Annotated in this window: 19 protein-coding genes and 5 pseudogenes; 10 read left to right on the top strand and 14 right to left on the bottom strand. The window is 61.7% G+C overall.

Annotation, left to right across the window (positions count from 1 at the left end):
- Positions 1-51 precede the first annotated feature (51 nt).
- From AC0L7P_RS15360 to AC0L7P_RS15345, 4 genes and pseudogenes are all read left to right on the top strand, one after another.
- A complete protein-coding gene (locus AC0L7P_RS15360; protein ID WP_473433514.1) occupies positions 52-732 on the top strand; it encodes an SURF1 family protein in 681 nt (226 codons plus the stop codon).
- A gap of 4 nt (positions 733-736) precedes the next feature.
- Positions 737-2,104: pseudogene (gene thrC / locus AC0L7P_RS15355) on the top strand (threonine synthase); the annotation flags it as partial.
- Between the two features lie 12 nt (positions 2,105-2,116).
- Positions 2,117-3,378 (top strand): annotated as a pseudogene (locus tag AC0L7P_RS15350) (M16 family metallopeptidase).
- Positions 3,378-3,963, top strand: a pseudogene (locus AC0L7P_RS15345) (GNAT family N-acetyltransferase). The pseudogenes AC0L7P_RS15350 and AC0L7P_RS15345 overlap by 1 nt, the downstream one beginning before the upstream one ends.
- Here AC0L7P_RS15345 and AC0L7P_RS15340 read toward each other — a convergent pair.
- Positions 3,964-4,092 (bottom strand): hypothetical protein, encoded by a 129-nt coding sequence (locus tag AC0L7P_RS15340; RefSeq protein WP_473433513.1) that lies wholly within the window; start codon positions 4,090-4,092, stop codon positions 3,964-3,966.
- A gap of 370 nt (positions 4,093-4,462) precedes the next feature.
- Here AC0L7P_RS15340 and AC0L7P_RS15335 point away from each other — a divergent pair.
- Positions 4,463-5,874 (top strand): annotated as a pseudogene (locus AC0L7P_RS15335) (FAD-binding oxidoreductase).
- A gap of 86 nt (positions 5,875-5,960) precedes the next feature.
- Here the strand turns inward: AC0L7P_RS15335 and AC0L7P_RS15330 are convergent.
- From AC0L7P_RS15330 to AC0L7P_RS15320, 3 genes are all read right to left on the bottom strand, one after another.
- Positions 5,961-6,494, bottom strand: coding sequence for an adenine phosphoribosyltransferase (locus AC0L7P_RS15330; protein ID WP_473433512.1), 534 nt, complete (start codon positions 6,492-6,494; stop codon positions 5,961-5,963).
- 41 nt (positions 6,495-6,535) lie between these two features.
- Positions 6,536-7,408, bottom strand: a complete 873-nt coding sequence (locus AC0L7P_RS15325) for an S-methyl-5'-thioadenosine phosphorylase (RefSeq protein ID WP_473433511.1) — start codon at positions 7,406-7,408, stop codon at positions 6,536-6,538.
- 77 nt (positions 7,409-7,485) lie between these two features.
- Entirely contained in the window at positions 7,486-8,091 is a 606-nt protein-coding gene (locus AC0L7P_RS15320) for a flavin reductase family protein (RefSeq protein WP_473433510.1), read from the bottom strand.
- A gap of 79 nt (positions 8,092-8,170) precedes the next feature.
- Here AC0L7P_RS15320 and AC0L7P_RS15315 point away from each other — a divergent pair, with 79 nt between their 5' ends.
- Together AC0L7P_RS15315 and AC0L7P_RS15310 are read left to right on the top strand one after the other, a co-directional pair.
- Positions 8,171-8,656: a GNAT family N-acetyltransferase gene (locus AC0L7P_RS15315; RefSeq protein ID WP_473433509.1), complete on the top strand. Its 486-nt coding sequence runs from the start codon at positions 8,171-8,173 to the stop codon at positions 8,654-8,656.
- A gap of 44 nt (positions 8,657-8,700) precedes the next feature.
- Entirely contained in the window at positions 8,701-9,486 is a 786-nt protein-coding gene (locus AC0L7P_RS15310) for an EcsC family protein (RefSeq protein ID WP_473433508.1), read from the top strand.
- A gap of 10 nt (positions 9,487-9,496) precedes the next feature.
- On the opposite strand, the gene ptsP is transcribed toward AC0L7P_RS15310, so the two are convergent.
- From ptsP to AC0L7P_RS15280, 6 genes are all read right to left on the bottom strand, one after another.
- Positions 9,497-11,743 carry a phosphoenolpyruvate--protein phosphotransferase gene (gene ptsP / locus AC0L7P_RS15305; protein ID WP_473433507.1) on the bottom strand — a complete coding sequence of 749 codons (2,247 nt, stop codon included), beginning with the start codon at positions 11,741-11,743 and terminating at the stop codon, positions 9,497-9,499.
- 132 nt (positions 11,744-11,875) lie between these two features.
- Complete coding sequence (locus tag AC0L7P_RS15300; RefSeq protein ID WP_473433506.1) at positions 11,876-12,868, bottom strand: MBL fold metallo-hydrolase; 993 nt, start codon at positions 12,866-12,868, stop codon at positions 11,876-11,878.
- A gap of 75 nt (positions 12,869-12,943) precedes the next feature.
- On the bottom strand, positions 12,944-14,179 hold the full coding sequence (locus tag AC0L7P_RS15295) for an aspartate kinase (protein ID WP_473433505.1): 1,236 nt from the start codon (positions 14,177-14,179) through the stop codon (positions 12,944-12,946).
- Positions 14,180-14,294: 115 nt separating this feature from the next.
- Positions 14,295-14,735 carry a DUF1178 family protein gene (locus AC0L7P_RS15290; protein ID WP_473433504.1) on the bottom strand — a complete coding sequence of 147 codons (441 nt, stop codon included), beginning with the start codon at positions 14,733-14,735 and terminating at the stop codon, positions 14,295-14,297.
- A gap of 63 nt (positions 14,736-14,798) precedes the next feature.
- Complete coding sequence (locus tag AC0L7P_RS15285; protein WP_473433503.1) at positions 14,799-15,209, bottom strand: NUDIX hydrolase; 411 nt, start codon at positions 15,207-15,209, stop codon at positions 14,799-14,801.
- A gap of 193 nt (positions 15,210-15,402) precedes the next feature.
- Positions 15,403-16,374, bottom strand: a complete 972-nt coding sequence (locus AC0L7P_RS15280) for a threonine dehydratase (RefSeq protein ID WP_473433502.1) — start codon at positions 16,372-16,374, stop codon at positions 15,403-15,405.
- Positions 16,375-16,454: 80 nt separating this feature from the next.
- On the opposite strand from AC0L7P_RS15280, the gene pseB reads away from it, so the two are divergent.
- The 3 genes and pseudogenes from pseB to pseF all read left to right on the top strand — a co-directional run bounded on the left by pseB (position 16,455) and on the right by pseF (position 19,279).
- A complete protein-coding gene (gene pseB, locus AC0L7P_RS15275) occupies positions 16,455-17,453 on the top strand; it encodes a UDP-N-acetylglucosamine 4,6-dehydratase (inverting) (RefSeq protein ID WP_473433501.1) in 999 nt (332 codons plus the stop codon).
- A pseudogene (gene pseC / locus AC0L7P_RS15270) lies at positions 17,450-18,594 on the top strand (UDP-4-amino-4,6-dideoxy-N-acetyl-beta-L-altrosamine transaminase). The gene pseB and the pseudogene pseC overlap by 4 nt, the downstream one beginning before the upstream one ends.
- Before the next feature lie 76 nt (positions 18,595-18,670).
- The gene (gene pseF, locus AC0L7P_RS15265; protein ID WP_473433500.1) at positions 18,671-19,279 is read left to right on the top strand and encodes a pseudaminic acid cytidylyltransferase; all 609 of its coding nucleotides are present in this window, start codon (positions 18,671-18,673) and stop codon (positions 19,277-19,279) included.
- On the opposite strand, the gene AC0L7P_RS15260 is transcribed toward pseF, so the two are convergent.
- From AC0L7P_RS15260 to AC0L7P_RS15245, 4 genes are read right to left on the bottom strand one after another with little or no spacing between them, the layout of a single operon-like run.
- Entirely contained in the window at positions 19,249-19,875 is a 627-nt protein-coding gene (locus AC0L7P_RS15260; protein WP_473433499.1) for a class I SAM-dependent methyltransferase, read from the bottom strand. The genes pseF and AC0L7P_RS15260 overlap by 31 nt on opposite strands.
- Positions 19,872-21,245, bottom strand: a complete 1,374-nt coding sequence (locus tag AC0L7P_RS15255) for a protoporphyrinogen/coproporphyrinogen oxidase (protein ID WP_473433498.1) — start codon at positions 21,243-21,245, stop codon at positions 19,872-19,874. The genes AC0L7P_RS15260 and AC0L7P_RS15255 overlap by 4 nt, the downstream gene beginning before the upstream one ends.
- Positions 21,242-21,973, bottom strand: coding sequence for a WbqC family protein (locus AC0L7P_RS15250; RefSeq protein WP_473433497.1), 732 nt, complete (start codon positions 21,971-21,973; stop codon positions 21,242-21,244). Before AC0L7P_RS15250 ends, AC0L7P_RS15255 begins: the two co-directional genes overlap by 4 nt.
- Positions 21,970-23,013 carry an N-acetylneuraminate synthase family protein gene (locus tag AC0L7P_RS15245; protein WP_473433496.1) on the bottom strand — a complete coding sequence of 348 codons (1,044 nt, stop codon included), beginning with the start codon at positions 23,011-23,013 and terminating at the stop codon, positions 21,970-21,972. Before AC0L7P_RS15245 ends, AC0L7P_RS15250 begins: the two co-directional genes overlap by 4 nt.
- Positions 23,014-23,020: the final 7 nt, after the last annotated feature.

Here is a 23,020-nt window from a genome sequence, read left to right as displayed (position 1 = left end):
TGTGGGGCGCGGGATAACCTCCGGCGCCCCTGTTGTATGAAAGAGGGTGCGATGGGGCGATTTGTCCTTCCGGTTCTGTTCGGTGTGGTCGGGGTTGCGATCCTGTTGTCGCTGGGCACATGGCAGGTGCGGCGGCTGGCCTGGAAAGAGGGCATCCTTGCGGCAATCGAAACAAGGATCGCCGCCCCGCCGCAACCAATTCCGGCACACCCCGACCCGACGCGCGACGCCTATCTGCCGGTGACGGCCACCGGCACCCTTGGCGATGCGATGCTGCGCGTTCTGGTCAGCCAAAAGGGCCTTGGCGCCGGCTATCGGATCATTTCACCCTTTACCACCGAGGGCGGACGCCGGGTGATGCTGGACCGGGGGGTAACGCCGGTTGAACACCCCGCCCCGGTGGGGCATGACGGCCCCGTTACCGTGGTGGGCAACCTCCATTGGCCGGATGAAACCGACAGTTTTACCCCCGATGCCGAGGTGGATGAAAACATCTGGTTTGCGCGGGATGTGCCGGTGATGGCCGCCGCCCTGAACACCGAACCGGTGCTGATCGTGTTGCGCGAACGCAGCTTTGACGACGGGCCGGTCATTGCCCTTCCGGTTGGAACCGAGGGCATTCCCAACGATCATCTGGGCTATGCGATCACATGGTTTTTGCTTGCGATTGCATGGGCGGGGATGACAGGGTTTTTCGTCTGGCGTATGAGGCGCCCAAAGGCAGAAGGATAAGATTTTGCAGTATGTCTCGACACGCGGGCAGGCCCCGGATCTGGGGTTTGAAGATGCGATGCTGGCCGGGCTGGCGCGCGACGGCGGGCTTTATGTGCCGGGCGTGGTGCCGCAGATGTCGGCGGGGGATATCGCCGCGCTGGCCGGGCTGCCCTATGAGGAAGTGGCCTTTCGCGTCATGCGCCCCTTTGTCGACTTGCCCGATGACGTATTTCACGAATTGATCGCCAAGGCCTATGGCGGGTTTGGCCATGCCGCGCGCGCGCCTTTGGTACAGCTTGGATCGGGGCATTTCCTGTTGGAACTGTTCCACGGTCCCACCCTGGCGTTCAAGGATTTCGCCATGCAACTGATCGGTCAGTTGTTTCAAGAGGCGATGGCGCGCAAGGGCGAGCGGATTACCATCGTCGGTGCCACTTCGGGCGATACCGGCAGCGCCGCGATCGAGGCGTTTCGTGGGCTGGACGCGGTGGATGTGTTTATCCTGTTCCCCCATGGCCGGGTGTCCGAGGTGCAGCGCCGCCAGATGACCACACCGGACGAGGCGAACGTTCACGCGCTGGCGGTCGATGGCGATTTCGATGATTGCCAGGCGGCCGTCAAAGCCATGTTCAACGATTTCGACTTCCGTGATTCGGTGGGCCTGACGGCGGTGAACAGCATCAACTGGGCGCGGGTGCTGGCGCAAGTGGTGTATTATTTCTCATCCGCCGTGGCCCTTGGCGCGCCCCACCGCAGGGTCAGCTTTACCGTTCCCACGGGCAATTTCGGTGACATTTTTGCCGGCTACATCGCCAAAAAAATGGGCCTGCCCATCGACCGGCTGGTGGTGGCGACCAACCGCAACGATATTCTGCACCGCACGCTGGCCACCGGTCAGCACATGAAACAGGGGGTTGAGCCGACAATCAGCCCGTCGATGGATATTCAGGTGTCGAGCAATTTCGAACGGGCGCTGTTTGATGCCTATGGCCGCGATGGTGGCGCCGTGCGCCAGTTGATGGATGAACTGGGGCAGGGCGGGTTCAACGTGTCGCAAGGCGCGCTGGAAACCCTGCGCGACCATTTCGATTCGGGCCGCGCCGACGAGGCGGAAACCGCGGCCACCATCCGCGCGATCCACGCCGCAACGGGCGAGGTGCTTTGCCCCCATTCCGCCGTCGGGGTGAAGGTGGCGCAGGAACATCTGCGCGCCGATACCCCGATGATTACCCTTGCCACCGCCCATCCGGCGAAATTCCCCGATGCGGTCGCGGCGGCAACCGGCATTCGCCCGCCCCTTCCCAATCGGATGGCCGATCTTTATGACAGGCCCGAACGGATGACCCGGGTGGCCAACTCTCTTGGCGAAATCCAATCTCTCATGCGCGAGCCGTATCTCTCAGTGACCGTCGACATCCACACCCTGGCCAATGGCCTGCGTATCGTGACCGAAAACATGCCGGGGCTGAAATCTGCCTCGGTCGGGATCTGGATCACCGCGGGCGGGCGACATGAACGGATCGAACAGAATGGCATTGCCCATTTTCTGGAGCATATGGCCTTCAAGGGGACCAAGCGGCGCAGCGCCTTGCAGATCGCCGAGGCGATAGAGGACGTGGGCGGCTATATCAACGCCTATACCAGCCGCGAGTTGACCGCCTATTACGCCCGGGTGCTTGAGGCGGATGTGCCGCTGGCACTGGATGTGATTGCCGACATCGTGCTGAACCCGGTGTTCGACGACAGCGAAATCGAGATTGAACGCGGCGTGATCCTGCAAGAGATCGGGCAGGCATTGGACACGCCCGATGATATCGTCTTTGACTGGCTGCAAGAGGTGGCCTATCCCGACCAGCCCATGGGCCGCTCGATCCTTGGCCCTGCCGAACGGGTCGAGCAATTCTCCAAGGCCGATTTGTCGGGCTTTGTGTCGGAACGCTATGCGCCCAGTGAAATGATCATTGCCGCTGCCGGTGCCGTTGATCACGACGCCATCGTGCGCGCGGCGGAAAAGCTGTTTGGCGGCTTGTCGGCGCGGGTTTCAAAACCCGTGACACCGGCCCTGTTCACCGGGGGGAACGCCGCGAGGGCAAGGCGCTGGAACAGGTGCATTTCACCCTTGCGTTTGAATCGCCGGGGTATCGCGATCCGGCGTTCTATACATCGCAGATCTACGCCAGCGCCCTTGGCGGCGGCATGTCATCGCGCCTGTTTCAGGAGGTGCGTGAAAAGCGCGGCCTGTGTTATTCGATCTTTGCCCAGGCGGGCGCCTATGACGACACAGGCATGATCACCATCTATGCCGGCACCAGCGCCGGACAGATCGGTGAATTGGCCGAACTGACGGTCGATGAACTGTCGCGCGCCGCCACGGATATGGCCCCCGAGGAAGTGGCCCGCGCCCGCGCCCAGATGAAGGCAGGCCTTCTCATGGGGTTGGAAAGCCCCTCCAACCGGGCCGAGCGTTTGGCGCGGCTGCTGGCGATCTGGGGCCGGGTGCCCGACCTGGATGAAACCGTGGCCCGGATCGACGGCGTGACCACCGGCGATGTGCGCGATTTTGCCGGTACGCTGGCAGCAGGGCGCAAGGCGGCCATGGCGCTTTACGGTCCGGTGGACGGGGCGCCCGGACTGGAGGCATTGACCGCAAGGTTTGCCGCGTAATGCTTTTGTCGCGGCGCCGGCTGCGGATCGAAACCGACCGCATCAGCCTGCGCGCCCCGCAGCACAGCGATTTTCGACCATGGACCGCCCTGCGCGAGGCCAGCGCCGAATTTCTGATCCCGTGGGAACCGACATGGTCGTCAGACCACCTGTCGCGCAAAAGCTTTACCAACCGTGTCTATTGGGCGCAGCGTTCGATCGGCAACGGCAGCGCGCTGCCGTTGTTTCTGGTCCGGCGCAAAGATGATGTGCTGTTGGGCGCGATCACCCTCGATAACATCCGCCGTGGCCCGTCCCAGGCGGGCACTTTGGGCTATTGGATCGGCGCGCCCTTCGCCCGCCAAGGCTATATGGCCGAAGCCATCGCCGGGGTCGTCCATCACGCCTTTCATGTGATGGATCTGTCGCGAGATCGAGGCGGCCTGTCTGGCCGAAAACGCCGCCTCGCGCGCGGCGTTGGAACGCAGCGGGTTCAAATACGAAGGCGTCGCCCAAAGTTACCTTCAAATCAACGGGCGCTGGCGCAATCATGTGCTGTATTCCAACCTGCGCAGCGACCGGCGCGGACGCACCACCGCAGGCTGATCAGCCCGGCCCATCTGGCATTGCACCGTCAAAGTTTCCGTGACGTGCCAGCATCATGTGTTCCTGTTCCTCGGACAATTGCGGCGCCAAGCCATGTTCAGGAAACAGCGCCTTTTCCTGCTCCAGCATATCCGCATCCATATAGTGGCTGGTAAAGGAAAAATAATAATCAAAATCAATATGTTATAGGGGAAATTCCCGCAGGATTTGCCAGGTAGGATGCAGCCGAATTTAGCAACAGCACAGAACACGCAAACTGCATGTGTCATGTCGAAAATAGATGTATTTCATATATTTTTCAATAGTTTACCGCAAATAACCTATCCCATGGCGGCCCTGCTGCGACACCGAAATCAACCCCGAAATGACCGCCCCAACCCTCTGCAACGCATTGTATAAAAAAGACTTTTCATTTTTGAGCCGTTTCCATGTTCCTGCCCCCCGGCTGGCGCGTCAATCCACACTTGCAGCGCCCGCCCGCTTGGGGTTTGGTGCCGCCATGCTAAACCCCATGACCGCCGCCCTTGCCCGTGACCTGGCGACCCTGTTGCCCGACGGCGCCGTGCGCCCCCACGCCCGCGCAACTGGAAGAGCCGCGCGGTAAATGGCACGGGCAGGCGGGCTGTGTGGCCCTGCCCAAAACCGCCGAACAGGTGGCCCAGGTGGTGCGCTTTGCCGCCCGTCACCGTATTGCGATTGTCCCGCTCAGCGGCGGCACCGGTCTTGTCGGGGGGCAGGTGATGCCCGATGGCCCGGCGCCGATCCTGCTGTCTTTGCAGGGGATGAATGCGATTCGCGCGGTGTACCCCGAGGAAAACGTGCTGGTCGCCGAGGCGGGCGCACTTCTGGCCGATGTCCAAACCGCAGCGGACGACGCAGGCCGGTTGTTTCCCTTGTCCCTCGCGTCCGAGGGATCGTGCCGGATTGGCGGCAATCTGTCCACCAACGCGGGGGGCGTGAACGTGCTGCGCTATGGCAATGCACGCGAGCCTGTGCCTGGGGGTCGAGGCGGTGCTGCCCGACGGAACAATCTTCCACGGCGCGCGGCGGTTGCGCAAAGACAACACGGGCTATGATCTGCGCAACCTCCTGATCGGGGCTGAAGGCACACTGGGGGTGATCACCGCCGCCGCCCTGCGCCTGTCACCTCGCCCGGCGCATCAAGGGGCCGCGCTGATGGTGATGGGGGGACCAGCCGCCGGGCTGTCACTGCTGGCACTGGCGCAAGATATAACCGGTGGCATGGTCTCGGCGTTCGAGCTGATCAACGGCATGGGGCTGACTTTTCTGCAAGAGGCAAATCTGCCCGTGCGCCAACCCTTTGCGCCAATCCCGCCATGGTCGGTGCTGATTGATTTGGGAACCGGCGCAGGCCAAAACCCCGCAGAACTGCTGGAAACCGTATTCGCCGAAGCGGCGGAGCAGGGGCTGGTGACGGATGGGGTGATCGCCAGTTCACTCGCGCAACGGGATGATTTCTGGACCATCCGCGAAACGATCCCCGAAGCAAACCGGCGCATCGGCGCCATCGTTTCAAACGATATTTCCCTGCCCCTCTCGTCCGTCCCAGAGTTCGTTACCCGCGGCGCAGCCGCAATCGCGCGGATAGGAAATTTCCGCATCAACGCCTTCGGCCATCTGGGCGACGGCAACCTGCATTACAACATCTTCCCGCAACCGGGCGGGCGCGCTGCTGATCACGCTCATCTGGCCCCGGACATCCGCCGCGCAGTGAACGATCTGGTGGCCGAAATGGGCGGATCGTTCAGTGCCGAACACGGCGTAGGGCGCCTGAAGGTCGGCGATCTGGAACGTTACGGCGATCCGGCGAAACTGGCGGCGATGGGCGCGATCAAGACCGCTCTCGACCCCCGTGGCATCATGAATCCGGGCGCTGTGTTGCGGGCCTGAGGACGCCTCCGGCGGGAGTATTTCGATCAGTAAAAAGCCGATCTTCTATTTTTTACTGATAAAAATACTCAAATGTACGACCAGCCTCAGGCGCCGTCGAATGCACATAGGGCGTGAACCTCCATCCCCAGCGCCTCAAGCACCCCGCGTCCGCCCAGTTCAGGCAGGTCGACAATAAAGGCACAGCCCACGATCTGTGCATTCAGCCGTGCCAGCAGGGAAATGCCCGCCGCCGCCGTACCTCCGGTGGCCAGCAGATCATCGACCAACAGAACCCGCGCGCCAGGCTTCAGGGCATCGTCATGGATTTCCATGATCGCCTCGCCATATTCCAGCTTGTAATCCTGGCTGATCGTGGTGCCGGGCAATTTACCCTTTTTGCGGATCGGTACGAACCCGGTGCCAAGCTGATGCGCAATGGCGCCCCCCAGAATGAACCCCCGCGCCTCAAGCCCTACAACCATGTCGATGTCCTCTCCGGCATAGGGGTGCAGCATCTGATCGACACACATGCGAAACCCGCGCGGATCGGCAAAGAGTGTGGTGACATCGCGAAACAGGATGCCCTCGTGGGGGAAATCGACAATGGTGCGGATGTAATCGCGGACGGTCTTGGCCATGGGGCGCCTCGTGTTGTTCGGGAATGGAGAGGTATGGACAGTCAGCCAAGCACCCGGCCGGCCACGGCGTCAAGCTTGGCCAAAAGGGCGGGGTCGCGTTTGTCGGGGGCCGTCATGATCGCATAGTCCAGCGCCCGGTCACATCCGTGGGGGCAGGGTGCGCGTTCGGGGCCGAGAAGGGAGGGCAACCGACCGACGAGGCCCCGGGCATTGGCGGCATTGCCGTTCAGGGTCTTGATGATTTCGGTGATATCCACCGCCCCGTGATCGGGGTGCCAGCTGTCGTAATCGGTGATCATCGCGACCGATGCGTAACACAATTCGGCCTCCCGGGCGAGTTTGGCTTCGGGCATATTGGTCATCCCGATCACGTCGCAGCCCCAGGAGCGGTACATCTTGCTTTCCGCAACCGATGAAAACTGCGGCCCCTCCATGGCCAGATAGGTGCCACCGTTGTGGACGGTGATCCCTTCCGCCTCGGCCGCAGTGCGGCAGGCCGCGTCAAGCCGGGGGCAGGTTGGGTGGGCGACGCTGACATGGGCGACACAGCCGGTGCCGAAGAACGATTTTTCCCGCGCGAAGGTGCGATCAATGAATTGATCCACGATCACGAAATCCCCGGGTGCCATTTCCGCGCGGAACGACCCACAGGCCGAGATCGACACCACATCCGTCACCCCCAACCGTTTCAGAGCGTCGATGTTGGCGCGGTAGGGCACCGTGGTGGGGCTGTGCAGGTGCCCGCGCCCGTGGCGGGGCAGAAAGGCGAGTGCGACGCCATCCAGCGTTCCGGTCAGGATCTGGTCCGAGGCCGCGCCCCATGGGCCACTGACATCGACCCAGGCCGCATCCTGCAACCCTTCGATATCATAAAGCCCTGATCCGCCAATGAATCCCAGCATCGTCTGTGCCATGGCTGTCGCCCCCCTGGTTGAAATCGCATCACCGGTGTAGCGTGACGGCCATCGGTTGAAAACCGCCGATTGGGCGCTCACTCGCCCGGACGGGTGAGGCTGAACAATTCGCTGACCCGGGCATAATCACGATACCCAAGCCGCGCCAGTGGTTGAAAGGTGGTCACATCGAACGCGCCATCGCGCAGGCAATCATCGCGCAGATGTACGCCCACGACCTCGCCAAACACCACGAAATTCGCCGCCCCCGGCAATTGCACGATCCGGGTCATGCGGCATTCAAGGTTGGCCGGGGCGCCCGCCACCCGTGAACAGGCGATGGTGTCACATTCGGCCCGTTCAACCCCCGCCTTTGTAAATTCATCTGTGCCGCGCTCCCATGGCCCGGACGTAATGTTCATCACGTCGCGCATGGCGTATTCCACCACGTTCACACAGAACACGCCGGTATCGCGGATATTGGCCACTGAATCCTTGGTGTTGCCGCGGTCGGGTTTGGCGGATGTGCTGGCGAACATCACCTGCGGCGGGTCATAGGCGACGGCGTTGAAGAACGAATAGGGCGCCAGGTTGTCTTGCCCGTCACCGCCCCGGCTGCTGATCCAGCCGATGGGCCGGGGGGTGACGACGGCGTTGAACGGGTTGTGGGGCAGGCCGTGGCCCTCGGCGGGACGATAGAACATGAACACCCTTTTGGCGATGTGGTTTGAACCACTCCTAACGCCGTGCTAGGGGCGTTTCCAGTGCGAACAGGGGGTGCGGTTGATCCGGCTTGAGCAAGAAACGCCAGAGGATTGGTGGGAGGTCGAGGCGTTGTATGATCTGTGTTTCGCCCCCGGGCGCGAGGCGCTGAGTTCGTACCGGTTGCGCGATGGTGTGGCGCCTGTGGGCGATCTGTGCCTTGTGGCGCGGGATGAGGCCGGTGTCGTGGCCGCCGTTATCCGGTATTGGCCGGTGCGCATTGGCGGGGCGACGGCGCTGTTGCTGGGGCCGATTGCGGTGCATCCGACCCGCCAGGGCGAAGGATTGGGCGCGCTGTTGATGATGGAGAGCCTGACATTGGCCACCACTGGCGGCTGGGTGCGGGTGATGCTGGTGGGGGATGAACCCTATTACAGCCGTTTCGGGTTTCATCGTTTGCACCGCGTGCAGATGCCCCCGCCAACCAACCCGGCGCGGGTTCTGGGGCTGGCATTGCAACCGGGTGGTTGGGATGATGTGACAGGACCGGTCGAAAAGGCCCTGTAATCCGCTGTCTTGTCAAATCCACCGGGGCAGCCCACTTATAGGGTATGGAGCAGAATGATCTGAAAATCCCGCCTGACACCGCCGTCCTTGACGATGCCACCCGCGCCGCGCTGGAACAGCTTGCCCGAAGGTTCCGCAGTGCCGATGGCATCGGAATGCAGGTGCTGTCCCTTGTGGGGGGGCAGGCCGAGGGGCTGTTGGGCAAATTGCCCATGGCGGTGCGCAAGGGGTTGGATGGCGCCACCCGCCGCGCCCTTGAGGTGGCTTTTGATGCGGCCAGCCGGTCGCGGGTTTCGGTGCGCGACCGTGCCGATTGGCTGAACACCGCTGTCAGCACGGCCATGGGGGCGGCTGGCGGGGCCGGTGGGTTGCCCACTGCGCTGGCGGAACTGCCGGTGACCACCACCGTTCTGTTGCGCGCGATTCAGGGAATTGCCGCCGATCACGAGTTTGACCCCGCCGAAGAAAAGGTGCGCATGCAGTGTTTGCAGGTCTTCGCCGCCGCCGGGCCATTGGCGCGCGACGATGGCACCGATGTGGCGTTCCTGACCACGCGGATCACCCTGACCGGCGCGGCGGTACATGGGTTGATCGCGCGGATCGCGCCGCGGATGGCCACGGTTCTGGGTCAAAAGCTGGCCGCGCAGACGGTGCCGGTGATTGGCGCCGTGGCGGGGGCGGCCACGAATTACGCCTTTACCAGTTATTATCAGGAAATGGCGCGGGTCTATTTCGGGCTGCGGGCGCTGGCGCGCGACGGGGATGTTGATGTCGAAACCCTGATGCGCGAATTCCGCCTGATGATCTCTCCGCCGAAAACCCTGCGCTAAACCGCCAGGCTCAGCCTTGTTTGCGCAGCCAGTCGATGATCGCCGGGCGCACCGATTGATCGCCCGACGCCCATGATGCGTCGATTACCGCCTTTGCCTCGTCCAGATCGACCCGGCGCAGCAGGTGTTTCACTGGCCCGATTGAAGCGGGGCGCATGGACAGCGACCGCAGCCCCATGGCGGCGAAACACATCGCCTCGATCGGGCGGCCCGCGTCTTCGCCGCAGAACGACACGGGCGTGTCCGTTTCCGCACAGCGCCCGACGATATATTCGATCATCGACAGGAACGACACGTTCAGCGTGTCATAGCGGCGGCGCACCCGTTCGTTTTCACGGTCAGCGGCAAAGAAAAACTGTTTCAGATCATTGCCGCCGATCGAGATGAAATCAGCCATCTCGAAAAATTGGCGCGGCGCAAAGGCAAGCGAGGGCGTTTCCAGCATCGCGCCGATTTTCAGATCCGACGGCAGGACGTGGCCAAGCTTCCTTTCGCGCTCGATTTCGTTCAGCACGTGCTGGCGCGCCTGACGGAATTCATCGAACTGGGCGACAAAGGGAAACATCACCGACAGGGGCCGCCCGGCGGTGGCGCGGATCAGCGCCTGAATCTGCATCCGCATGACGCCGGGTTTATCCAGCCCGACGCGGATCGCGCGCCAGCCAAGGGCCGGGTTCGGTTCGTCGTCCTGCGGCTTCATATAGGGCAGCACCTTGTCCGACCCGATATCAAGGGTGCGAAAGACAACAGGCCGTCCCTTGGCGGCGTCCAGCACCCGCGAATAAAGCGCGGCCAGTTCGCCCCGGCGCGGCACATGACTGCGGATCAGGAACTGAAGCTCGGTGCGGAACAGGCCTACGCCTTCGGCGCCCGACCCTTCCAGGGATGGCAGATCGGCCATCAGCCCGGCGTTCATCATCAGCTTGATCACCTTGCCGCATTTCGATTCGGCGGGTTGATCCCGGATCGAGGCATAGCGTTCCTGTGCGCTGGCCTGCATCAGGATCTTGTCGCGAAACGCCATTGCGACGCTTTCTTCGGGGCGCAGATGGATGATGCCCTGATCCCCGTCCAGCAGAATACGGTCCCCGTTCAGGGCCTCTGTGGTGATCCGCTCGGCGTGGATGATCAGTGGAATCGCCAGCGCCCGGGCGACAATGGCGGCATGGCTGCCCACCGACCCCTGTTCCAGCACGACACCGCGCAGCGCCCGCCCGTATTCCAACAATTCCCCTGGCCCGATGTTGCGCGCGATCAGGATCGGGCGTTCGGGCATTTCCGCGCCGGTTTCCCCGCCTTGCCCTGTCAGGATGCGCAGCAGGCGGTTGGACAGATCGTCAAGATCGTGCAGCCGTTCGCGCATGTAAAGATCGGGAACCGAATGCAGGCGCGACCGGGCGCTGGATTGTTCCTTTTCCACCGCCGCTTCGGCCGAAAGGCCAAGGCCGATGTCCTCTTGCATCCGGCGCATCCAACTGCGGGAATTGGCGAACATGCGATAGGTTTCCAGAACCTGCCGACTGTCCTTGTCGATTATCTGATTGCGGCCCAGCATTTCATCGACGGACAGACGCAACTGATCGACGGCGGTTGTCAGGCGTTCGGATTCGCGCTGTGGATCGTCGGCGATGGGGTTGGTGACCACAACCCGGGGTTCGTGCAGAAAGACATGGCCATCGGCGGTGCCTTCCTGCCCCACGGTGCCCCGGATCATGACCGAATTCTGGTGGCGCGCCGACAGGGCGGCGCCTTCGCCCACAAAGGCGCCCAGTTCGGTCATTTCCGCCAGAACCATCGCGACGACTTCCAGCGCGTAAACCTCATCGTCGGAATAGCTGCGGGCGTCTTTGCTTTGGACCACAAGAACACCCAGCCGTTCGCCCAGCCGCTGAATCGGAACCCCGAGAAAGGAGGAATAAATCTCTTCTCCGGTTTCGGGCATAAAGCGAAAACCGCGGGCCTGCGGGGCGTTGGCGCTGTTGACCGGGCGGGCCGATTTGGCCACCCGCCCAACCAAACCTTCGCCCAGCCGCATCCGGGTCTGATGCACGGCGTCCTTGTTCAGGCCTTCGGTGGCGCACAGCTCGAGTGTGTCGGCATCGCGGAACAGATAGATCGAACAGACCTCGGTTTCCATGGAATTGGCCGTGAGCGCGGTAATGCGGTCAAGCCGAGCCTGTCCGGCGCTGTCATCGGCCAGGGCCTCGCGCAGGCGGCCCAGAAGTTTGCGGCTTTCGGTCTCGGTGCGTTCTGGCATCGCTACGCTTTGATCCTGATTTGCCGACCGTTCGCACGGCCCGTTACCGTTTAGATCACAACCGTGGGCCGAGCGAAACGCATTTCGCAAACGCTGTGTTTCCAATTTGACCGGGCGCCGGCGGTCGGGGGGCTAGTCTGTTCCCAGATGATACAGCGCGCCTTGTTCCGGCATGATGAACCGCAGGCCCAGGGTGTCCATGCTTTGCAGTTCTTTCAGCACTTGCTGTTGCGGCGGAATGCCGGTTTTCAGCGAATATTTCACATGGCTGATAATCACAGGCATGTCTTTCAACGTGCCTTCACCGGCAAGCGCGGCAAGCTGACCGAGTTCCGCAAGAACATGGCGGGGGGTCAAATGGCCGAACAGCAAATTGTCAGGGCGGTCCGAGGTGTAAGAGCTTTCGATGATTACGCCCTTCAGCGCGCCCGTTGTGGCCAGGGGGGCGACGGCCTCCCACAAGGCCATCAGCGAACCGGAACCGTTCACGCTGTCCGGGCCGGTATCGCCAAGGCACAGCAGGGCATCGCCGCCCTGTTCCAGCAGGAACGCGGTGGATTCCACGCCGCTGTGCAGCAGGGGAAAGGCGGTGACCAGCATCGCGGTATCGCTGACCTTGGTTTGCTCGCCCGGGGTCAGAACGGTGGCGGGGTATTTGCCCAGATGCGGTTCAACCCCCGAGGTGCCAAAGTTCGGCCAGGCCTGCCAGTTGAAATAGGTATCGCGGATGTCGTCCTGAACCGACGCAAGACCATAGATCGGTTTTGAGGAATCGTCGGGCGAGGCGGCGATCAGCCCGGCGATATGATCCATGTGCGCATGAGAAATCATATAGCCCTTGATCACCCCGGTCAGGGTGTATCCGATGCGGGTATATTCCGACCCGTCCGGCGGGGTGACCCCATCAAGGCTGCCCTGCGCCTCGGCGGCAATCAGCCCGGCAACCAGCGCGCCCGCGTCACAGGTGACGGCACGCGGATCGCCATGAGGCGCGATCATGAAGGCGGACAGATTGCCGTCCTGAATGCCACCTGTGGCGCCCAGTACGGTCACGTCGAACCCCTGGGCAAGGACAGGGGGCGCGCACAGCAGCGCGGCAAGCGAGGTGGCTAGAAATCGGTTCATCGGCATGGCTCCGGGCAGGTTGCAGGGATCGGCCGACCGATAGTGCGACGAAAAAACCGCCCGCGCCAGCCCGGATCAGGGTTTCTCCAGCTCGAAACAATCGTGCAGGGCCTGAACCGCCAGTTCCATATACTTGCGGTCGATCAGCACCGAGATCTTGATCTCGGAGGTGGTGATGACCTTGATGTTGATGCCTTCGTCGCGCAGGCTCTGGAACATGCGGGCGGCAACGCCGGCGTGGCTGCGCATGCCGATGCCTACAACCGAAACCTTGGCGACATTGGTGTCGGCCACCAGATCGGAATAATCAATGTGACCTGCGGCCTTGGCCTCGGCCATTGCCTTTTCGGCGCGGGCGACCTGATCGACGGGGCAGGAAAATGTCATATCCGTGCGCCCCTCTTCCGAGATGTTCTGCACGATCATGTCGACATTCACGCCCGCCTCGGCCAGAGGACCAAAGATCGAGGCGGCGATGCCGGGTTTGTCGGCGACGCTGATCAGGGTCATCTTTGCCTCGTCGCGCGAAAAGGCGACACCGGCCACTGCCTTGGATTCCATGATTTCCTCCTCGTCGCAGACAAGCGTTCCTGCGGTTTCATCGTATTCGTCAAAACTGCTCAGCACCCGCAGTTTCACCTTGTTGCGCATGGCCAGTTCGACACTGCGGGTTTGCAACACCTTGGCCCCGAGGCTGGCCAGTTCCAGCATTTCCTCGAACGCGATCTTGTCAAGCTTGCGCGCCTTGTTGCTGACCCGCGGGTCGGTGGTGTAAACGCCATCGACATCGGTATAGATGTCACAGCGCACCGCCCCATGGGCCGCCGCAAAGGCCACCGCCGTGGTGTCGCTGCCACCCCGGCCCAGGGTCGTGATGCGGCCCTCGTGGCTGATTCCCTGAAACCCGGCGACCACGGCCACCTTCATGCCTTCGGCAAATTTGGCATCCATGTTGGTGGTCGGGATTTCCTCGATCCGGGCGGCCCCGTGGGCGCCATTGGTGATCAGCGGCACCTGCCAGCCCTGCCAACTGCGCGCCGGAACATCCATTTCCTGAAGCGTCAGCGCCATCAGCCCGGCGGTCACGTTTTCACCGCTGCTGACCACCGCGTCATATTCGCGGGCATCATAAAACGGCGAGGTTTCATTGACCCAGCCCACCAATTCGTTGGTTTTACCAGACATGGCCGATACGATCACGATCACTTCGTGGCCATTGGCCACCTCGCGACCCACCCGTTTCGCGGCGCGTTTGATCCGGTCAAGCGTGGCGACAGAGGTGCCGCCGAATTTCATTACCAGTCGTGTCATGTCAGCGGCTCTGCTTTCCTTGCATCCGCGCGGCTTTTACGGGCTGTGCGGGGGCGAGGCAAGGGGATGTAACCCCGTCGCAAGGGGATGTAACCCCGTCAGACCCGCGAGGCGCTCAGTTGGTCTTGCGGGTGGGGATAAAGGGCAGGGGGGCGATGGGAATGCCGTCTTCGACCAATTTGCGTGCCTCTTCCGGCCTGGCCTGACCATAGATCGAGCGGGCGGGCTTTTCACCATCGTGAATCGCCCGGGCCTCGGCCACGAAACTGTTGCCCACATCATCGGCATTCGCCTCGACCAGCTTGCGCAGTTTGGCAATGGCTTCGTGCGCCGGATCATCCGATCCGCCAGACAGGGCCACGGCGCGGGGCGTTTCGTCTGTGCGGGCCGGTGCGGTGCGCACCTGCGGCGCCATCAATGATTTGGTAACCCCGGTATCGCCGCAGGTGGGGCAAGTGACCATCTGCCGGTCACACAGGGCGTCAAAAGCGGCGCCCGAGGCGAACCAGCTTTCGAAACTGTGTTGATTGGCGCAAGTGAGAGAAAAGCGGATCATCGTTTGTCCTGTCCTGTGCCCCTAACCTAGGCGATCGGGCGCGGGGATCAATCCCCGGGTGTTTCATCCCTTGGACTTGGGGCTGAAATTGCGCAAGATCTGTTTCAGGTCAGGCTCCTGCACCTTTGCCGCGGCCTTTTTCACGCTGAACCACTGGCGTTTGCGCTCATGGGCCTCGGGCCAGTCGGCGTGTTTTTTCGTGACCTTCAGGGGAAAAACCGCGACCACACAAGGCAGATCGTCGCCGTCCATCTCTTTGGTATAGGTATAGATCCCCAGACAATTATCGCTGACCGCGCCTTCAACGCCGCCTTCCTCAAACGCTTCGATCGCGGCAGCACCGGCGGGGCTTTGCCCGCCCATCGGCCACCCCTTGGGGATGACCCAGCGTTTGGTGCGCCGGGTGGTGACAAGCAGGATTTGCACCTCGCTGTCGCGCCGCCGCCAGCACAGGGCGCCGAATTGTGTGCGCACGTCGCGTTTGCGTGCCGGACTGAGGGTTAGATTCTGAGCGCCTTCTTTCGACATTCGTGTTTGTTGCACCGTTATTTTTACGCGCCGGTTGACCGGGCCTGTTTTGGTTTATGTCCCCGATTCTAGTCCGATCGGGGGCCAAATGCAAATAATGCGCTGTCGACCTGCTGAAAAACCTGTTGAAAGCGCACACTTAGGCCGGCGTCGGCGTTTCCCCGTTCAGCGCCTTTATCATCCATGCGGTGTCGATGTTGCCGCCGGACAGGATCACGCCAACCTTTTTGCCCTGCATCCGGTCGCGTTCCTGCATCAACCCGGCCAGCGGTGCGGCACCGGCCCCTTCGGCAAGGGTGTGGATGTCGGTAAAATAGGTGCGGATCCCATGGGCGATTTCATCGTCGCTGACGGTGATGATCCGCTCGGTGCCGGTGCTGTAGATATCAACCGCCTCCTGCACCGACATGCGCAGGGCGATACCATCGGCAAAGGTGCGCGCGCTGTCTGTCGTGATCAATCGCCCCGCCTCGGCCGAGAGTTTGGCCGTCTGGGCGTTTTCGCTGACCACCCCGACGATTTTCGTGGACAGGCCCAAGGCATCGCGGGCGATGATCGTGCCGCAAATGCCCGATCCACAACCGATGGGCACATAAACGGTGTCGAGATCCGGGCGCGCGGTGAACAATTCATAGGCATAGGTGGCCACGCCGCGCACCAGTTCGCGGTGGAACGGCGGCACAATGTGCAACCCCTCGGCCCGGCCCACGCGAATTGCCTCATCCTTGGCGGTGTCGAAATCGTCGCCAAATTCAACCAGTTCGGCGCCAAAGGCCCGCATCGCCGCGTTTTTTTCCACCGAATTGCCGTGGGGCACATAGACAAGTGCGCGCATCCCCGCCGCCTTTGCCGCCATCGCCTGACCCTGCCCGTGATTGCCACGGGTCGCGGTGGCAATGCCGGGGCAATCGCGCTGTGTGCGGATCAGCCAATCCATGAATGTCAGCGCGCCACGCACCTTGAACGCACCGGTGGGCGTGTGGTTTTCATGTTTGATCACCACCTCGCAGCCCAGCCGTGCGGCCAGTTGTGGCCAGGCATATTGCGGGGTCGGGGCCATGTGGCGGTGAACGTGGCGTGCCGCCTCTTCCAGTTCGGATCGGTTGAACATTCTCTGCGCTTTCGGTTTTGTCATGGCGTTGCGGGCGTCAAACCCCTATTCCTGCCCTGACACTGACAAGAGAGCACATAATGTTCAACGGCAAGAACATCCTGATTACCGGCGGCACGGGCAGTTTCGGCAAGAAATATGTCGAACATATCCTGCGCGATTACACCCCCAACAAGGTGATCATCTATTCCCGCGATGAATTGAAACAATTCGAAATGGCGCAAACCTATAACGCGCCGCAGATGCGGTATTTCATTGGCGATGTCCGTGATGGCCCGCGCCTGAAAGAGGCAATGGACGGGGTGGATTTCGTGATTCACGCCGCCGCCCTGAAACAGGTGCCGGCAGCGGAATATAACCCGTTCGAGGCGGTGAAAACCAACATCCACGGCGCCCAAAACGTGATCGAGGCGGCGCTGGCCAACAATGTGGATCGGGTGATTGCGCTGTCCACCGACAAGGCCGCGAACCCGGTGAACCTTTATGGCGCCACCAAGCTGGCCAGCGACAAATTGTTCGTTGCGGCCAACAACATGGTGGGGTCGCGCCGCACCCGGTTTGCCGCTGTGCGTTATGGCAATGTGGTCGGGTCGCGCGGCTCGGTTGTGCCGTTTTTCCGGGGTCTGATTGAGGGCGGGGCGACCGAACTGCCGATCACCCACGCGGATATGACACGGTTCATGATCACCCTGGATCAGGGGGTGCAGTTTGTTCTGACCAATTTCCAGCGGATGCAGGGCGGCGAAATTTTCGTCCCCAAGATCCCGTCCATGAAAATGACCGAACTGGCCCGCGCCATGGCGCCCGATCTGCCGCAAAGGATTATCGGCATCCGCCCCGGCGAAAAACTGCACGAGGTGATGTGCCCGGCGGATGACAGCCACCTGACACTGGCGTTTGACGATCACTATGTGATCAAACCAACGATCACCTTCGCCTTTGAGTCCGACTTTTCAATCAACCGCTTGGGTGAAACCGGGGTGCCGGTGGAACAGGGCTTTGTCTATGATTCCGGGCAGAACGAAGATTGGCTCAGCCATGCTGATTTTCTGGCCATGGTGGCGGGCGTTTCTCCATGATCCCTTACGGTCGGCAGGATATTTCCGAGGCTGACGTCAAGGCGGTCGTCGATGTTCTGGCGTCCGATTTCCTGACGCAAGGGCCGCAGGTGCCGCTGTTCGAGGCATCGCTGTGCGCCGCCACCGGCGCGGCCCACGCTGTGGCGGTCAACTCGGCCACATCGGCGCTGCACATTGCCTGTCTTGCGCTTGATCTGGGGGCGGGCGAGCTTCTCTGGACCACGCCCAACACCTTTGTGGCCAGTGCGAATGTGGGGCATCTGTGCGGCGCAGATGTTGATTTCGTGGATATCGATCCCGATACTTTCAATATGTGTCCCAAGGCATTGGAAGCCAAACTTAATGTGGCACATGAACTTGGGCGCCTGCCCAAAATCGTGATGCCGGTGCATATGTGCGGCCAGTCCTGCGATATGGCGGCCATCGGCGCCCTGGCCGAGCGGTTTGGGTTTCGGGTGATCGAGGATGCCAGTCACGCCATCGGCGGGCGCTTTGGCAATCGCCCGGTGGGCGCCTGTGAACATTCCGATATCTGCGTGTTCAGCTTTCACCCGGTAAAAATCGTCACCACCGCCGAGGGGGCGCCGCCGCCACCAACAACCCGGCCCTTGCCGCCCGGATGGAGCGGTTGCGCAGCCACGGCATCACCCGCGATCCGGCGCTGATGACCCATCCGCCTGATGGCGATTGGTATTACCAGCAGGTTGAGCTTGGCCTGAATTACCGCATGACCGAATTGCAGGCGGCCCTTGGGGTGGCCCAGATGACGCGGCTTGAGGAATTTGTGGCGCGGCGCAACGCATTGGCCGATCGCTATGACCGCCTTTTGGCCGACCTGCCGTTGCAGCGGCCCGGGCGTCAGGCACATACCCTGTCGTCGTTCCACCTCTACGTGATCCGCGTTGCAGCTGACCGCCGCCGCGCAGTGTTCGATCATCTGCGGGGCTGTGGGATTCTGGCGAATGTCCATTATATTCCGGTCCATACCCAACCCTATTGGCAATCGCACGGTTTTGCGCCCGGTGATTTTCCGGCGGCGGAAACCTATTATTCCCGGGCGATTTCGATCCCGCTTTATGCGGGTTTGCGCGACGAGGATCAGGATATGGTGGTGTCTGAATTGACGCGGGCGCTGGCATGAATATCTGTCTGATTCCGGCGCGGGGGGGTCGAAACGGATTCCGGGCAAGAACATTCGCCCCTTTGCGGGCAAACCGATGATCGCATGGTCCATTCAAGCCGCTGAAAAGGCAGAATGTTTTGACCGGATCATCGTTTCCACCGATGATGATGCCATCGCTGATGTGGCGCGCGAATATGGGGCCGAAGTGCCGTTTCGCCGCCCCGCCCATCTGGCCGATGATCACGCAACCACGGTTGCGGTGATCAAACACGCGTTGGATTGGTGCGAGGAACAGGGCGCGCTGCCCGCTGCGCTGTGCTGTCTTTATGCCACGTCGCCGTTTGTGCGGGCCGATGATTTGCGGGATGGGGCGGCCCATCTGGCCAAGGCGCACTATGCGATTCCGGTTGCCGGTTTCGGCTTTCCGATTCAGCGGGCGGTGCGGGTCGTGGAGGGTCGGCTGGCCATGTTCGATCCCGATCAATACACGACCCGTAGTCAGGATCTGGAAGAGGCATTTCACGATGCCGGTCAGTTTTATTGGGGCCGCAGTGCCGCGTGGCGGGGCGATGTGCCGCCCTTTGGCGCCGATACAATACCGATTCATCTGCCGCGCTGGCGGGTGCAGGATATCGACACGCCCGAAGACTGGATAAGGGCCGAACTGATGTTTCAGGCTTTGGAGTCGCGCGGCGATTTATAGACGTAGATCGCGAATTCATAGGGGAACCCACCGGGACGCAGGGTGTAATCGTGCCGCAACACCGGATGCCCGCCCAGTTCAGATTTGCAGAATTCGAACATTTTTAGGGGGTCGACATACCATAAACCGGGGTCAAAATAGTCTACATGCGATGTCATGGCATTAAAACCGATGCCTTTGTCGGCTGCGGCCCACATCTGGCGCAGTATCCCCGTGGCAAAGGCCCAATTGTCATCCTGCGCGTTGTTGAACACCCCAGACAGCAGTGCATAGTCGTACCCTTTGGGCAGGTCGGGTGCGGTGAGCGACACCTCGGCCAGCGGATCGTCGGCCAGCGCCTTGTTGGCCAGTTCGACAAATTCCGGCACGATATCCACCCCGTGATACCGTTCGCCCCAACCCCGCGCGCGCAGATCAAAACACATCTGTGCCAGCCCGCATCCCACATCCAGAACAGACCCCAACGGATTGGCAATGCTCGATAAAACCGAAAAGCGGGCGCTCTGGGTTTCACCGTCGGCCCATTGCACGGCTTTCGCTCCGGGGCCGTGTTCCTGCAACAACGCGCGGTAATGGGCGATCAGATCTTTGCTCATGTGCGCACTCCGTCAAACCGGGATTTCAGAACATCGTCATAATGGGTCATGAACGCCAACCGTCCGCGATAGCCAAAGGCGATCCCTGAAATGCGCGGGCTGACGGCGGCGATCATGCCTTGCGTGCGCTCATGCGCGGGGCGCCAGCCGCCCCTGGGCAGGGTGAACGCGACCGGATGCGCCCAGGATGTGGCATCATGGTATTGGGCGTCTGGTTTCACATATCCAACATTTTTCATGGATTCCCACGCCTTTTCGGCGCTTTCCTTGGACAAAACTGATTTCAGGTCTTTCGGATGCCCCGGCACTTCGCAGGTTACATAGGTCTTGCCGTCTGGCTTTGTCTGATTGCTGTAAACCCCCGCCTTGTTATAGCGGAACGGCAGGCGATCAGCCGAATAATCATGAAGATAATCGGGGCCAAGAATGGCGTCCTGATCCATCTCAAAGGCGAAAAACGCGGTCCCGACCGGGATCGCCGCTGCCATCAGATCGACATCAAGATCAAGAACTTTGGCCAATATGGTATCGGGCATGGACCAGAACAGGTGCGCGCCGGTCAGGGTTGCGTCGGGTGTGCTCACCTTGATCCTGTCCGATGAATCGGCAACCTCGGTGACGGGCGCGCCCAGAAACAGATCGACGCCAAGGGCGCGCAGGCGCCGTTCAGCGGCGTCGCAAAAGCCGCTCAGGCCCTTCTTTGCCGGAAAGGCATAGCGTTTGTTGGCATTGCGCCCGATGAACCGGTCATCGCCACAATAAAGCGATACGCCAAGCCGGTCGTCCCAGAACGGATCGGCGGATTTGAGGGCGGACATCTCGGCATCCGACCCCAGCCGCACCCGCGAAAACATGCCAAGCACCCCACGGGCATCCCTTGAAAATTCGCCGGGGTGGCTGCCCACATATTTTTGCATCATCGGGATCACCCGGTCGGCCAATAGCGGCCCGAAACGGTTGCGGTACTCCTCGGCAAAGGTGGTGGCGGGGGCCGGGGCAGGCGCGCGGCGCACCCCGTCAAGCTGCGCCAATGCGGCGGCGCAAAAGGTGGGATCGTCGTCGAACGAGGGCAGTTCAAACCCGCTGACCCATGTTTGATCGTTCGTGGTCGCCCATTGCTGATCTTCAAAGATCAATATGTCGTCACCCAGAATATCGGGATAGAATTCCTGTCCCAATGGCGTGCGCATATCGAAATTATGTGTCCCGTTATCAAGCCAATAGCCATTCCATTGGCGTGAATTCAGATTGCCGCCGACCTGTGGTGCGGCCTCGACCAGGGCAACCTTTGCACCGTCGCGGGCAAGACGCCAGGCGGCATAGATCCCGGCAAAACCCGCCCCCGCGATGATGATGTCATGGTGGCTCATGTCTGTCCTTTCAGATCATCCAGCGTCAGATCATGGCGCACACCCGCACGCACCAGCGGCAAGAACCCGTCCGGCCCGACATTGGCCAGGGCATCAAGCGCCGACAGGTGGCTGGTGAACGGGCCAAAGCGTTGGGGATAGGTGGGGTGGTCATAATTGAGGAACCGCAGGGCGATTTCGGCCTCGTCAAACGTGGTGTCTCCGGCCAGATAGGCCGCTGATCCGATGGGCGAAAGGTAACGGTTGGCATTGCAGGACCGGCACAGACGGATCAGCCGGTCGGTTTTCTCGCCACTGCCAACCCCCAGCGCGGTGGTGGTCTGGCGTGGCGTGTCGATGCCTGTGGCGGCGCAGATGCCCGCGATAATGGTAATGTTCAGGCGGGCAAGGCTGCCCTCGGCCTGCGCAAACCCATCACGCAGAATGGTCAGGGCAAGGGGCGCGTGGGGCGTTTTGGCCAGCAGGTTTTCGGCGCTGGCGATCAGGCCGGTTTCAAACCCGGTATCGGCCAGCCGCGCGTCGCGGATCAGGGGGCGCGATGGTTTGCGCGCCACGGACAGGGGCAGGGTGACTGGCCCCTCTGGCCCTTTCAGGCGGTTACGGCTTTGCCAGCTTTGGCGCGAAAACTGCACATCATCGAGATAAAGAAACTGATCCACCCGGTCGATCAGGGCGAAATAGCCCAGCCATGGCAGAAAGGTGGGCTGCATGATCGCGATGGTGGTCACGCAATATCCTCAGGGGTGATCGGATCGCCGCCCTTTACGGCGCGGGTCAGGGTCGCGCCACGCACCAGATCGGGGCGGTTGGCGGGAATGCCGGCGCCGGGGCGCACAAAGCGGAAATCACCCGCGGTAATTACATGGCCCGCTGGCAAATCGCGCAGGGCAAAGGCCGAGCGGCGCCCGACGGCCTTGCTCACCTCTTCGGCCTTTGTGGTGTGTTTCAATCCGTTGCCCTGTGCGGCGTGAATTTCGGCCACGCCGGTGGCGATTTCGGCCATCACATCGGGGGTGGCGGAAAACCGGTGATCGGGGCCTTTGCGGCTGGGATCGTTGGTGAAATGTTTTTCAATCGCCACAGCCCCCATGGCGGCGGCGGCAAGGGGCGCGCGCGCACCTATGGTGTGGTCGGAAAACCCCACCATCCGGCCAAAGGCATCGCCCATGGCGGTCATGGCGCGCAGGTTGATCTGGTCCAGCGGCGCGGGATAGCTGGAACAGCAATGGAGCAGGACAACCGGCCCCGCATTGCCCCGGTCCAGCACATCGAGCGCATGGGCGACCTCATCCATGGTGGCCATGCCGGTGGACAGGATCACGGGTTTGCCGGTGCCTGCAACGGCGCTCAGCAGATCGTCGAATGTCATCTCGAAACTGGCGATCTTATAGACGGAACAGCCCAAGCCTTCGATGAAATCCAGATCGCGCGGGTCATAGATTGACGTGAACGGCAGCAGGCCGCGTTCGCGGGCGCGGTCAAACAGCGGGCGGTGGAATTCCATCGGCATGCCGGCGGTCTGATACAATTCATACAGGTTTTCACGGCCCCAGACCGGATCAATCGCCATCGAGGGGTGGTTTGACGGGATCGTCAGGGTGTCGGCGTCATAGGTTTGCAGCTTCAGGCAATCCCACCCCGCATCGGCGGCGATATCCACCAGCGCCAGCGCCTGATCAAGGTCACGGTCGTGGTTGGCGCTGATTTCTGCGATCAGCAGAGGCTTGGCCTCGGGGCTGATGGTTTTGCCTTCAAGGGTCAGGTGCATGTTCCGG

It is taken from the genome of Oceaniglobus sp. K40-3 (assembly GCF_055808395.1).
This window is presented reverse-complemented; position numbering and strand designations above follow the sequence as displayed.

Excerpts from the sequence above, each read along its gene's own strand:
- AC0L7P_RS15245 (WP_473433496.1), bottom strand. The coding sequence starts at position 23,013 with ATGCACCTGACCCTTGAAGGCAAAACCATCAGCCCCGAGGCCAAGCCT.
- AC0L7P_RS15320 (WP_473433510.1), bottom strand. The coding sequence starts at position 8,091 with ATGTTCTATCGTCCCGCCGAGGGCCACGGCCTGCCCCACAACCCGTTC.
- AC0L7P_RS15290 (WP_473433504.1), bottom strand. The coding sequence starts at position 14,735 with ATGATCCGCTTTTCTCTCACTTGCGCCAATCAACACAGTTTCGAAAGC.
- AC0L7P_RS15330 (WP_473433512.1), bottom strand. The coding sequence starts at position 6,494 with ATGGCCAAGACCGTCCGCGATTACATCCGCACCATTGTCGATTTCCCC.
- pseF (WP_473433500.1), top strand. The coding sequence starts at position 18,671 with ATGATCGCATGGTCCATTCAAGCCGCTGAAAAGGCAGAATGTTTTGAC.
- AC0L7P_RS15280 (WP_473433502.1), bottom strand. The coding sequence starts at position 16,374 with ATGTTCAACCGATCCGAACTGGAAGAGGCGGCACGCCACGTTCACCGC.
- AC0L7P_RS15260 (WP_473433499.1), bottom strand. The coding sequence starts at position 19,875 with ATGAGCAAAGATCTGATCGCCCATTACCGCGCGTTGTTGCAGGAACAC.
- AC0L7P_RS15340 (WP_473433513.1), bottom strand. The coding sequence starts at position 4,092 with ATGCTGGAGCAGGAAAAGGCGCTGTTTCCTGAACATGGCTTGGCGCCG.
- AC0L7P_RS15295 (WP_473433505.1), bottom strand. The coding sequence starts at position 14,179 with ATGACACGACTGGTAATGAAATTCGGCGGCACCTCTGTCGCCACGCTT.
- AC0L7P_RS15360 (WP_473433514.1), top strand. The coding sequence starts at position 52 with ATGGGGCGATTTGTCCTTCCGGTTCTGTTCGGTGTGGTCGGGGTTGCG.
- AC0L7P_RS15325 (WP_473433511.1), bottom strand. The coding sequence starts at position 7,408 with ATGGCACAGACGATGCTGGGATTCATTGGCGGATCAGGGCTTTATGAT.
- AC0L7P_RS15310 (WP_473433508.1), top strand. The coding sequence starts at position 8,701 with ATGGAGCAGAATGATCTGAAAATCCCGCCTGACACCGCCGTCCTTGAC.
- pseB (WP_473433501.1), top strand. The coding sequence starts at position 16,455 with ATGTTCAACGGCAAGAACATCCTGATTACCGGCGGCACGGGCAGTTTC.
- ptsP (WP_473433507.1), bottom strand. The coding sequence starts at position 11,743 with ATGCCAGAACGCACCGAGACCGAAAGCCGCAAACTTCTGGGCCGCCTG.
- AC0L7P_RS15300 (WP_473433506.1), bottom strand. The coding sequence starts at position 12,868 with ATGAACCGATTTCTAGCCACCTCGCTTGCCGCGCTGCTGTGCGCGCCC.
- AC0L7P_RS15255 (WP_473433498.1), bottom strand. The coding sequence starts at position 21,245 with ATGAGCCACCATGACATCATCATCGCGGGGGCGGGTTTTGCCGGGATC.